Below are 11,504 nucleotides of genomic sequence, written 5' to 3'. Positions count from 1 at the left end.
CGGCGAGCCGTCGTCGGCGGCGTGACGGCGCCGCCCGCCGGCACTTCCGGCCGCCTGCCCGTTCCCCCGCGCCTGCGGGGCGATGCTTACAGACCCGACATCCCGTAAGCCGCGTGGCCGGAGGATGCCGTGCGGCATCCGACGCCCGCCCGGCGCGCCTCGCGCGCGCGGCGTTGTGCGCGGGCGACAGTTCCGCCGTTACCGCGCATTTCAATTTCTTTCAGCGATTGCAGTCGTCATATGATTCAGCCCACATCGCGCGCGCCAAGAACGCGAGCGATCGCCACCCGGCTGCGCACGCGGCCGGCCATGAACGGAGACACCTACAAACAGGAAAGCTCATGAAGCAGACCACACGACTCGCAGCCATCGCAGGGGGCGCCGCGCTCGCATTTGCCAGCCAGTACGCGGCCGCACAAAGCTCGGTCACGCTCTGGGGCGTCGCCGACGCCAGCATTCGCTACCTCACCAACGCCAACGCCAAGAACGACGGCCTGCTGTCGATGACCAACGGCGCGATCACGAACAGCCGCTTCGGCATCTACGGCACGGAAGATCTCGGCGGCGGCCTGAAGGCCGTGTTCAACCTCGAAAGCGGCGTGAACCTGCAGAACGGCGCATTCGCCGACAGCGGCCGCCTGTTCAACCGCGCGGCGTACGTCGGCCTGCAGAGCCCGTACGGCACGGTGACCCTCGGCCGCCAGAAGACGCCGCTGTTCGACCTGCTGTCGGACACCTACGATCCGCTGACGGTCGGCAACTACCTCGAAAACGCGTGGCTGCCGGTCGCACTCGGCGGCGGCCTGTATGCGGACAACCAGATCAAGTACACGGGCAAGTTCGAAGGCCTGACCGCGAAGGCGATGTACTCGACCGGCACCAACTACGAATCGACCGGCGCCGGCGGCTTCTCGGGCCAGATCCCGGGTTCGCTCGGCAAGGGCAATGCGTGGGGCGTGTCGCTGTCGTACGTGATGGGCCCGCTCAGCATCGCGGCCGGTGCGCAGCAGAACAGCGACAACTCGGCGCGCAAGCAGACGATCTACCACGCGAACGTCGTGTATGCGTTCAGCAAGGCGAAGATCTACGCGGGCTACCTGCGCTCGAAGGACGACACGGGCTTCGTCGACAGCCTGCTCGCCCAGCAGTCGATTCCGGTCGCGAAGGGCACCGGACGGATCGACGACGGTCCGTTCGCGGGCGTGAGCTGGCAGGTCAGCGCACCGCTGACGCTGACGGGCGCGTTCTACTACGACCACATGCGCAATGCGATGACCACGAACGGCACGCTCGCGAGCGGCAACCGCTACGCGATCGTCGGCATCGCCGAGTACGCGCTCAGCAAGCGCACGGAAATCTACGGCACCGTCGACTTCAACAAGACGAACGGCGCGGCGAACGTCGAGCTGCCCGGCCGCAGCAACCAGACCGGCATCGCGATCGGCCTGCGCAATATCTTCTGACGAACGTCGGAACGCATGCGCCGGCAGTCGTCCGGCATGCATCGAAGGGGCGCCGCGAGGCGCCTCTTTTTTTTCGTCATGCGACCTTCATACGCGCGCACGACTATTCGGCGAATGCTCCATCACGAGACCCCCGCGCCGTAAGGGAACCGTCGGCAATCCAGAACATACTTTTACAGTGCGCGCGAAGCCTTTCCGCTACGCTGCGTGCATCGCCCGTTGCGTGTCGCCAGGCTCGCGCGTGCGTCGTTCCGGTCATGCTCGGCGAGCGCGGCCGGCCTGGTGCGTAACTTGTGTATCCGGTGATGACAATCGCGGTTCGCCGGTTTTTTTCGTGGGACGATGCGCTCACGATTTTCTTGAAAGGGGATGACGATGGGTATCCTGAACACCGTGGGTGAAATCGCCGGCGCAATCGCCGCCGTCGAAGGCGCGGAAAAGCTGGATCCGGATGCGGGCCTGCTGACCAAGGCGGCAGCCGCCGTCGCCGGTTTCAAGGGCGCGGAAGCGATCGAAGGCATGCTCGAGAAGAAGGAAGAGCAGCCGCAGCAGGCAGACGACACGCAGGCGACGGACGGCAGCGACACGTCGCAGGCATGAGCATGGCGGCTGGTCCGGCCGTGGGCGCGCCCTTCGCGCGCCCGGCCGGGCCGGTGCCGCGCAGCCGGCAGGTCGGGCATGCGGTCGATCGGTGACGCGTGGCACACCCGGCAGTCGGTTTGACCGGCGAGAGGCAACGTCTCTCGCCGTTTTTTATTGGGCGTGCGCGTGGCGGCACCATGTGCCGCAAGAAATCCGGAATCTTGCTATCGTGCCTGCATCCGAACTGCGATGAGGCAATGCGATGGATTTCGACTACGACCTGTTCGTCATCGGGGCCGGCTCGGGCGGCGTGCGGCTTGCGCGCATGTCCGCGTCGTACGGTGCCCGCGTCGGCATAGCGGAAGAAGAGCAGATCGGCGGCACCTGCGTGCTGCGCGGCTGCATCCCGAAGAAGCTGCTCGTCTACGCATCGCACTATCCGCACGAAGTCGAGGACGCGAAGGGCTTCGGCTGGACCTTCGGCGCCGGCACGCTCGACTGGCCCGCGCTGATCGCCGCGAAGGATCGCGAGATCAACCGGCTCAGCGACATCTACATCAACCTGCTGCGGCAATCGGGCGTCGAGATGCACGCCGGGCGCGCGACGCTCGTCGATGCGCACACGGTCGCGATCGGCGAGCGCACGATCCGTGCGCGCCACATCGCGATCGCGACCGGCTCGCGCCCGTCGATGCCGGCGCGGCCCGGCATCGAACATGCGATCACGTCGCGCGAGGCGTTGTCGCTCGCCGCGCGGCCCGCACGCATCGCGGTGGTCGGCGGCGGTTATATCGCGGTCGAGTTCGCGGGCATCTTCAACGGCTTCGGCAGCCACGTCGACCTGTTCTATCGCGGCGAGAAGATCCTGCGCGGCTTCGACGACGACGTGCGCCAGTTCCTCACCGACGAGATGACGAAGCAGGGCGTCACGATCCACGCGCGTGCGGTGGTCGAGTCGATCGAACGCGCGGACGACGGCACGCTGAGCGTGCGCGTCGGCGATGCGCGGCACGGGCCGTACGATCAAGTGCTGTATGCGACCGGCCGCGTGCCGAACGTCGACGGGCTCGGGCTCGAACAGGCGGGCGTGATGCTCGACGCACGTGGCGCGATTGCCGTCGATGCGTATTCGGCGACGTCGGTGCCGTCGATCCATGCGATCGGCGACGTCACGTCGCGGCCGCAGCTCACGCCGGTGGCGACGCGCGACGGCGCGTTGCTTGCCCGCACGCTGTTCGGCGGGTCGCGTGTCGCGACGGATCACGAATGGGTGCCGTCGGCGGTGTTCAGCCAGCCCGAGGTCGCGACGGTCGGTCTCACCGAGGCGACCGCGCGCGATCTTTACGACGGCGACGTCGACATCTACCGCACGTCGTTCAAGGCACTGCGCCACACGCTGTCGGGCCGCGACGAGCGCACGCTGATGAAACTCGTCGTCGCGCGCGACAGCCAGCGCGTGGTCGGCGCGCACATGGTCGGCCGCGATGCGGGCGAGATCATCCAGGGGATTGCGATCGCGATTCGCGCGGGCGCGACGAAGGCGCAGTTCGACGACACGATCGGCATTCATCCGACCGCGGCCGAGGAGTTCGTGACGATGCGGCAGAAGGTGGCCGACTAGCGGGCGCGGATGCGCGCGCGTTCGTACGTGCGCGCGGCAGGATTGCCGGAATGCATCGTGGCCGGCGAACCCGTCGGGTGCGGTAAAGGCAGCCGGATTTCGGTGATTATTCTCGGGATATGGGTAATGCGGATGGGCGGTACGGACAATATATCTTGATATTGCCGGATTCGAGATCGATCGCCGGAGACAACAAAGGAAAATCGGCACGCTGCGTCCACATGCCTGCAAAGCCCCTGTCGGCGAGGAATTGCGCCGATTCGACCGCGCGCGTCGGATAAGTAAGAAAATCGTCAACTATTATCAAGATTCCTCATCTTGATAAGCAGGCTTGATATGATCGCGAAAAATCATATACGGGGCCGATCATGCGCGATCAACAGCGCAGTAACCAGAATAACGGTGTAGCCGTCGCGCGCGAGCCTGTCGCGTACCGCGCCGCGCATCCGCATGTCGTCGCAACGCACGGGTTGCGCGCCCCTTTCACTCATCCACTGCCACCGCCGGTGCGGCGATGAACGCGCGTGCGTCCATCGCGCCGATGCACGCATCCCCGTTCGCACCGCAACCGTTTCGACCGCCGGGTCGTTTGCGAGCCGGCGTGCCCGTTCCGGGCCATCTTTCCACACAAGGAGACCAACAGTGAACATTCAGACACGACGCACCGTCCTCGTGGCGGCGGCGCTCGTTGCGGCGCTGTCCGGCTGCGCGACCGAATCGTCGCGCACGCTCGACGTGCCGGCCGTGAGCAGCGCGCAGAAACCGTACGCGGGCAAGCCCGTCGCGATCGCGGTCGGCAAGTTCGACAACCGCTCGAGCTACATGCGCGGCATCTTCTCGGACGGCATCGACCGCCTCGGCGGGCAGGCGAAGACGATCCTCGTCACGCGCCTGCAGCAGAGCCGCCGCTTCAACGTGCTCGATCGCGAGAATCTCGACGAGATCAAGCAGGAAGCCGGCTTCATGAAGAAGGCGCAGGCGGTGAAGGGCGCGAACTACGTGGTGACCGGCGACGTGACCGAATTCGGCCGCAAGGACGTCGGCGATCACCAGCTGTTCGGCATCCTCGGCCGCGGCAAGACGCAGGTCGCATACGCGAAGGTCAACCTGAACATCGTCGACACGACGACGTCGGAAGTCGTCGCATCGAGCCAGGGCGCGGGCGAGTTCAGCCTGTCGAACCGCGAGGTGATCGGCTTCGGCGGCACCGCCGGCTATGACTCGACGCTCAACGGCAAGGTGCTGGATCTCGCGATCCAGGAGGCCGTGAACCATCTCGTCGACCAGGTCGACGCCGGCACGCTGAAGGTGCCGCAGTAAGCGCCGTGCGCGACACGCGCTCGACGAATCACTCACTCATCGAAAGAGACAAGACCATGAAACGGGGAATCTGGCTGCCGGCGACGGCGGCCGCCATGCTGCTCGCGGGCTGCGCGGCGCCGACCACGCCGCCGCTCTATCAGTGGAACGGCTATCAGCCGCAGGTGTACGAATACTTCAAGGGGCAAAGCTCGCCGCAACAGCAGATCGATGCGCTCGAGAAGGCGCTGCAGGAGATCCGCGCGAAGGGTAACAAGCCGCCGCCCGGCTTCCATGCGCATCTCGGGATGCTCTACGCGAGCGTCGGCAACGGGCAACAGGCCACGCAGTCGTTCGAGGCCGAGAAGGCGCTCTTTCCGGAATCCGCGCCGTACATGGATTTCCTGATGAAGAAGAAGGCCGTGAATCCGCAGGCCGCGAACCCGAAGGCCGCCGACCAGACGATCGCCGGCCGGAAGCAAGCCGATCCGACTCCCGCCCAACAGTAACGTGCGTGCCATGATCAAGACACTTTCATTCAAGCTGCTGTCCGTGCTGTCGCTCGTCGCGCTGCTGAGCGCATGCGCGCAACCCGTCAAGCGTCCCGACTACACGGCCTTCAAGAAGAGCCAGCCGCGCTCGATCCTCGTGCTGCCGCCGGTCAACGAGACCACCGACGTCGGCGCGACCTACGGGGTGCTGTCGCAGATGACGCAGCCGCTCGCCGAGTCGGGCTACTACGTGGTGCCGGTCGCGGTGATGGACGAGACCTTCAAGCAGAACGGCCTCGCGAACGCGGCCGAGATCCAGAACACGTCGCCGGCGAAGCTGCGCGAGATCTTCGGTGCGGATGCCGCGCTCTATTCGAAGATCACGCAATACGGCTCCGTCTACCAGCTGGTGGACAGCACGACGGTGGTCGCGGCGTCGGCGAAGCTCGTCGACCTGAAGAGCGGCGACGTGCTGTGGCAGGGCGAGGGCCGTGCGACCGGCAAGGAAGTCGGCAACTCCATGAGCGTCAATGCGTTCGGTGTCGTCGGGATGCTGGTACAGGCGGCCGTCAAGCAGGTCGCGCATTCGCTGACCGACGAAGCGCACGATGTGGCCGGGCTGACCAGCAGCAGGTTGTTGTCGGCGGGGCCGCCGAACGGGTTGCTGTACGGGCCGCACTCGCCGAAGTACGGGACTGACTGACCCGCGCGGATGCGGCGGCTTCGGCCGGTCGGGCAGGCCAGGTTGCCTGCCTGCCATGCCGGCGCCGCGACATCCGGCACCAGGCGGCCGCGTTCGCGCGGCCGTTTTGCATGGCGGGTGGCGGCGCTCGTCGCCCGCGCCGCCGCTCAATGCACGCCGAACGCGTCGAGCAGCCGGTACCAGCTCATCGCGAGCACGAGCGCCGGCGTGCGCAATGCCTCGCCGCCCGGGAAGTCGCGATGGCGGATCTTGTCGAACAGGTCGAAGCGGCTCGCCTGTCCGTCGATCGCCTCGGCAATCAGCTTGCCCGCGAGCGCGGTCGTGTTCACGCCGTGCCCCGAGAACCCCTGCGCGAAATACATCGTCGGCGCGATGCGGCCGAAGTGCGGCGCGCGGTTCATCGTGATGTCGACGAAGCCGCCCCACGCGTAGTCGACCTTCACGTCCGCGAGCTGCGGGAATGTCTTCAGCATGTCCGCGCGCATCGCCGCGGCGAGATCGCGCGGCTCCCGCGTCGAATAGCTGACCTTGCCGCCCCACACGAGGCGCGTGTCGGGCGCCGGCCGGAAATAGTCGAGCACGAAGCGGCTGTCGCAGATCGCCGCGCGCGCCGGCATCAGCGCGGCGGCGCGCGCTTCGCCGAGCGGCTCGGTCGCGATCACGTAGGTGCCGACCGGCATGATCTTCTTCGACAGCGCGGGCGCGAGCGTGCCGACGAAGGTGTTGCACGCGAGCACGACGAAGCGTGCGCGCACGTTGCCGCCGCTCGTCTCGACGACATGGCCGCCCGCGACGTCGCGCACGCGCGTCACGCAGCTGTCCTCGTGGATGCGCACGCCCGCACCGGTGGCTGCGCGCGCGAGGCCGAGCGTGTAGTTCAGCGGATGGAGGTGGCCGCTGTCCGGGTCGTACAGGCCGCCGCAATAGCGGTCGGACTGCACGTAGTCGCCGAGTTCGTCGGCTTCGACGAAGTGGAAGCGGTCGTAGCCGAAGCGCTTCGCGGCCTCGTCGCGCCAGCGCTTGAGCGAATCGGCGTCGCGTTCGGTGTTCGCGGCGGTCAGGTAGCCGGGCACCAGCGCGCAGTCGATGTCGTGTTGCGCGATGCGCGACTTCACGAGCGACAGCGTTTCGAGCCCCATGTCCCAGATGCGCTTCACGTCGCCTTCCGGCATGAACTGCGCAAACGTATCGATATCGCACGCGAACCCGCCGATCAGCTGGCCGCCGTTGCGGCCGCTCGCCGCCCATCCGACCCGCGACGCTTCGAGCACGGTCACCGAATGGCCGCGCTCGGCGAGGTTGAGCGCGGCGGACAGGCCCGTGAGGCCCGCGCCGATCACGCACACGTCGGCATCGATCGTGCCGGCGAGCGGCGCGTGGCGGGTCGTATCGTTGGCGGTCGCCGCGTAGTAGGACGCGACGTGCGGCTGGTTGGCGAATGTCTGCATGGTCAGGAGGACGGATAAATGGGCTTAGAACAGCTCGCGTACGCGGTGGTACAGCATCCCGAGCTCGAGCGCGGGTTGCCGCCACGCGTCGCCGCCGGGGAAGCGCCGGTGGCGCATGCGTGCGAACAGGTCGAACGCGCGCGTGTCGCCCGCGATCGCGCCGGCAACCGCGCGTCCGGCGATGCCGGTGAGCGCGACGCCGTGCCCGCTGAAGCCCTGGACGTAGAAGAAGTTCGGATCGAGCGCGCCGAAATCCGGCGCGCGGTTGCGCGTGACGTCGACGAAGCCGCCCCACGCGTGGTCGACGCGCACGTCGCCGAGCTGCGGGAACACGCCGACCATGCGCCGCCGGATCGTTTCGGCGAGCGTGACGGGCGACGCGCCGGCCGAATTCGCGCGGCCGCCGAACAGCATCCGGTGGTCGGCCGACAGCCGGAAATAGTCGAGGAAGAAGTTGTTGTCGCACACGGCCTCGCGCTGCGCGATCAGTGCATCGGCGCGTGCCTGGCCGAGCGGCTCGGTCGCGATGATGTACGACGCGACCGGTGCGATGCGGGCGGCCGTCGCGGCCGGCAGCACGCCGCCCGGGCCCGCGTTGCAGCACGACACGACGAAGCGGCAGCGCACGTCGCCCGACGGCGTGCGCACGACGGGCCGCGCGCCGCGCACGACGTCGAGCGCGGGTGTGTGCGCGTACAGCGCGACACCTTCGCGCCGCGCGGCTTCGGCGAGGCCGAGGCAGTACTTGAGCGGATGCAGGTGGCCCGACAGCGGATCGTAGACACCCGCGAGATAGCGTGTCGACGCGATGCGCGCGCGGATCGCGCCGGTGTCGAGCCACGACAGCGACGGATGGCCCCAGCGCCCGGTCGCGGCGTCCATCCACGCGCGCAGGTCGTCGATGCGGCGCGGCTTCGTCGCGACCGTCAGGTAGCCGCGCGTGAAGTCGCAGTCGATCCCGTAACGCGCGATCCGCTCGGCGATCAGCGCGACGCCGTCGAGCGACAGCGACCACGCGGCGCGTGCGCCGTCGGCGCCGAGCTGCCGCTCGATTTCCTCGTCCTTCGCGAAGCCGGTGATCGCCTGCCCGCCGTTGCGTCCCGACGCGCCCCAGCCGGGCCGGTGCGCATCGATGACCGCGACCGACAGCCCGCGCGCGCGGCAGTCGAGCGCCGTCGACAGGCCGGCGAAGCCGGCGCCGATCACGCAGACGTCGACGTCGATCGTGTCCTCGAGCACCGGGTCGTCGGCGGCCGGCCGCACGGCCGTCGCCTCGTAGTACGAGTCGCGCGCGAGCGCATCGGCGCGGCGGGTGAAAGACTGCGTCATCAGACCGACTCCCTCGTTGCGGCCGGCACGCGATGCGCGATGCATCGTGCTTCGGCCGGTAAAAACGGCGCGGGACGCCGTGCGCGCGGCACGGCGTCCCGCGTGTGCTGCGTCAGAACGAATAGATGAACTGCGTCGCGAGCAGGTCGTTGGACTTGCCGTACGACCCGTCGTTGCGCAGGAACACCTTGTTGTTCGCCCAGTCGTGCCGGTATTCGACCTTCACGGTGATCTGCTGGGTCGGGTAGAACAGCAGGTCGAGCGCGACGTCCTGGCGTACCGCCCCCTTGCACTCGAAGCCCAGGCCGCCGCCGGCCCTCGACTGCGCGAGGCAGTCCGCGTCGACGCCGAAGCCGTTGCTCGGATCCATCCCGTTGCCGTTCAGCGCGATGCCGCCACCGCCGCCGCCGTTCTTCGAGTTGGCGAGCAGGTCGTAGCGCAGCGTCACGCCCATGCGGCCGACCACCGGCGCGTTGAACTTGCGGTGCGCGAGCAGCGACAGGCCGTACCACTGCGCGAGCCCGCCGTTGAACGCCGCATGCTGCTGACGGCCGTAGTCGACTTCCGCGTTGTACTGAATGTCGGCGAGCGTGTAGGTCGCGTCGAGTTCACCGAAGAAGAACGAACCGTACGCGCTCGGTGCCGCCCCGCCCGGGCCATAGTTGGCGTTGCCGTTCGCATCGAGCGCGCTTGCGAGCGTCTGCCGCCCGATATTGAACGACCCGCCGATGTCGAGCGCGCTCGACCACGTGTAGTCCGCGCGCGCGGTGAAGGTCGGCACCTTGTTGCTGGTCGTGATCGGGTCGCCGAGTGCGTTGGTGCCCTTCTGCGTGACCGAACCGTACGTGCGGTACTGCTCGTTGCCGAGGAAGAACTTCCACGCCCAGTTGCCCTTCGTGTAGTTCGCGCCGATACCGACATAGCTGCCCGGATCCGAGAAATCGTACAGCAGGTTGTGCGTGAGCGTGAGCATCTGGTTCGACTGCTGCACCTCGTAGCCGCCGAAGCTCGGGATCAAACCGGCGACGAGTGTCGTCTCGGCGGTGATCGGCACGTTGATGACCGCCGTGTTCAGCAGGTTGTCGGTGATCGAGCCGCGCGAGTTCTGCAGCAGCGTGATGCCGTTGCCGCGGTTCGGCATCAGCGTGATTTCCGCCGACGGTGCCATCGGGCCGACGCCGAAGGTCTTCTTGATGTCGAGGTAGAGATCGCCGAACGTGCTGTTGAAGTAGTTGTACGCGTTCTCGTGGTTCGCGAACAGGAACGACGACGTACCGGCCGCGCGGTTGTAGATGTAGGTCGGGTCGATGTAGCCCGTGACCGACAGGCCGGCCAGCGGGCCCGTGTTGGCCGCGTCCGTCAGCGAATCGACTTTCAGCTGCTGGTTCGCGATCTGCTGCTTCATTTCGCCGACTTCGTCGTTGGTCAGCGTCGCCTGCGCCTTGCCGTAGTCCGGCGAGCCCGGATCGACGGCCACGGCGACCGGCGCGGCCTTCGTGCCGGCCTGGGCGGTCGCGGTGCCGCCCTTCGCCGAAAGCTGCGCCTGCATCGCCTTCATCTGCTTCTGCAGCGCCGCGACCTGCGCCTGCAGCGCCTTGATCTCGGCGGATGTCGAGTCGGCCAGCGCGATGCCCGGCAACGCGCCGGCCACCAGCAGGCAGATCAGTTTCTTCTTCATTGCGGATTCTCCTTGTCGTGCGCCTGTCAAATCGGGATCGAATCGCGCGCCCCCCCTGGGGCAGCGCGCCTTGCTTGTCTGCACTGCTTGTTATCTTCGAAGCCGGAGGTGCGTCGTCACGCCACCGCGAACGCCGCCTTCATGTCGGCCACGCGGCGCCGCTCGCGCGCGATCATCATCCGGTTCACGACGATCACGCCGATCGTCACCGCCGTGATGAACAGCGTCGCCAGCGCGTTCATCTCCGGGTTCAGCCCCAGCCGCACGCGCGAGAACACGACGAGCGGCAGCGTCGTCGACCCCGGCCCCGACAGGAACGCCGACAGCACCAGGTCGTCGATCGACAGCGTGAACGACAGCAGCCACCCCGACAGCAGCGCCTGCGAGATCAGCGGCAGCGTCACCACGAAGAACACCTTCAGCGGCGTCGCGCCCAGATCGAGCGCCGCCTCCTCCAGCGACTTGTTCATCTCCTTCACGCGCGACTGCACGATGATCGCCACGTACGACACGCACAGCATCACGTGCCCGATCCAGATCGTCACCATCCCGCGCCCCTTCGGCCAGCCGAACATCTGCTCCAGCGCAACGAACAGCAACAACAGCGAAATGCCCTGGATCACTTCCGGAATCACCAGCGGCGCGTTGATCATCCCCGTGTACAGCGTGAAGCCCTTGAAGCGGCCGAAGCGCGCGAGCACGAAACCCGCCCACGTGCCGATCACGACCGACGCGGTGGCCGTCAGCAGGCCGATCTTCAGCGACAGCCACGCGGCGGTCAGCAGCTCGTCGTCGTCCAGCAGCGCGCTGTACCACTTCAGCGAGAAGCCCGACCACACCGTCACCAGCTTCGACTCGTTGAACGAGTACACCACCAGGCTGATGATCGG

10 protein-coding genes are annotated in these 11,504 nt (G+C 67.3%); 6 read left to right on the top strand and 4 right to left on the bottom strand.

What is annotated here, in order from left to right; all coding sequences use genetic code 11:
- The first annotated feature begins 341 nt into the window (after window positions 1-341).
- From DPV74_RS33860 to DPV74_RS33835, 6 genes are all read left to right on the top strand, one after another.
- Window positions 342-1,463 (top strand): porin, encoded by a 1,122-nt coding sequence (locus DPV74_RS33860; protein ID WP_027788931.1) that lies wholly within the window; start codon window positions 342-344, stop codon window positions 1,461-1,463.
- A gap of 375 nt (window positions 1,464-1,838) precedes the next feature.
- Window positions 1,839-2,063 carry a hypothetical protein gene (locus DPV74_RS33855; RefSeq protein WP_027788932.1) on the top strand — a complete coding sequence of 75 codons (225 nt, stop codon included), beginning with the start codon at window positions 1,839-1,841 and terminating at the stop codon, window positions 2,061-2,063.
- Window positions 2,064-2,307: 244 nt separating this feature from the next.
- The gene (gene gor / locus DPV74_RS33850; RefSeq protein WP_027788933.1) at window positions 2,308-3,666 is read left to right on the top strand and encodes a glutathione-disulfide reductase; all 1,359 of its coding nucleotides are present in this window, start codon (window positions 2,308-2,310) and stop codon (window positions 3,664-3,666) included.
- Between the two features lie 648 nt (window positions 3,667-4,314).
- Entirely contained in the window at window positions 4,315-4,986 is a 672-nt protein-coding gene (locus DPV74_RS33845; protein WP_182670311.1) for a CsgG/HfaB family protein, read from the top strand.
- 56 nt (window positions 4,987-5,042) lie between these two features.
- Window positions 5,043-5,474, top strand: a complete 432-nt coding sequence (locus tag DPV74_RS33840; protein ID WP_027788934.1) for a DUF4810 domain-containing protein — start codon at window positions 5,043-5,045, stop codon at window positions 5,472-5,474.
- 10 nt (window positions 5,475-5,484) lie between these two features.
- Complete coding sequence (locus DPV74_RS33835) at window positions 5,485-6,159, top strand: DUF799 domain-containing protein (RefSeq protein ID WP_119338768.1); 675 nt, start codon at window positions 5,485-5,487, stop codon at window positions 6,157-6,159.
- A gap of 146 nt (window positions 6,160-6,305) precedes the next feature.
- On the opposite strand, the gene DPV74_RS33830 is transcribed toward DPV74_RS33835, so the two are convergent.
- From DPV74_RS33830 to DPV74_RS33815, 4 genes are all read right to left on the bottom strand, one after another.
- Window positions 6,306-7,607: an FAD-binding oxidoreductase gene (locus DPV74_RS33830; RefSeq protein WP_027788936.1), complete on the bottom strand. Its 1,302-nt coding sequence runs from the start codon at window positions 7,605-7,607 to the stop codon at window positions 6,306-6,308.
- A 24-nt stretch (window positions 7,608-7,631) separates the two neighbouring features.
- Window positions 7,632-8,936, bottom strand: coding sequence for an FAD-binding oxidoreductase (locus DPV74_RS33825; RefSeq protein ID WP_119338769.1), 1,305 nt, complete (start codon window positions 8,934-8,936; stop codon window positions 7,632-7,634).
- Window positions 8,937-9,048: 112 nt separating this feature from the next.
- Window positions 9,049-10,614 carry a DUF3138 family protein gene (locus DPV74_RS33820; protein WP_119338767.1) on the bottom strand — a complete coding sequence of 522 codons (1,566 nt, stop codon included), beginning with the start codon at window positions 10,612-10,614 and terminating at the stop codon, window positions 9,049-9,051.
- A 116-nt stretch (window positions 10,615-10,730) separates the two neighbouring features.
- The coding region (locus tag DPV74_RS33815) for an ABC transporter permease subunit (protein WP_119338766.1) at window positions 10,731-11,504 on the bottom strand (774 nt) is incomplete at its 5' end.

Origin of the sequence: Burkholderia sp. HAN2018 (genome assembly GCF_024704855.1) — a bacterium.
GTDB lineage: Bacteria > Pseudomonadota > Gammaproteobacteria > Burkholderiales > Burkholderiaceae > Burkholderia > Burkholderia cepacia.
This window is presented reverse-complemented; position numbering and strand designations above follow the sequence as displayed.

What these genes read in the sequence shown, in the direction of transcription:
- DPV74_RS33860 (WP_027788931.1), top strand. Translation starts at nt 342, where the DNA reads ATGAAGCAGACCACACGACTCGCAGCCATCGCAGGGGGCGCCGCGCTC.
- DPV74_RS33840 (WP_027788934.1), top strand. Translation starts at nt 5,043, where the DNA reads ATGAAACGGGGAATCTGGCTGCCGGCGACGGCGGCCGCCATGCTGCTC.
- DPV74_RS33835 (WP_119338768.1), top strand. Translation starts at nt 5,485, where the DNA reads ATGATCAAGACACTTTCATTCAAGCTGCTGTCCGTGCTGTCGCTCGTC.
- DPV74_RS33820 (WP_119338767.1), bottom strand. Translation starts at nt 10,614, where the DNA reads ATGAAGAAGAAACTGATCTGCCTGCTGGTGGCCGGCGCGTTGCCGGGC.
- gor (WP_027788933.1), top strand. Translation starts at nt 2,308, where the DNA reads ATGGATTTCGACTACGACCTGTTCGTCATCGGGGCCGGCTCGGGCGGC.
- DPV74_RS33855 (WP_027788932.1), top strand. Translation starts at nt 1,839, where the DNA reads ATGGGTATCCTGAACACCGTGGGTGAAATCGCCGGCGCAATCGCCGCC.
- DPV74_RS33830 (WP_027788936.1), bottom strand. Translation starts at nt 7,607, where the DNA reads ATGCAGACATTCGCCAACCAGCCGCACGTCGCGTCCTACTACGCGGCG.
- DPV74_RS33825 (WP_119338769.1), bottom strand. Translation starts at nt 8,936, where the DNA reads ATGACGCAGTCTTTCACCCGCCGCGCCGATGCGCTCGCGCGCGACTCG.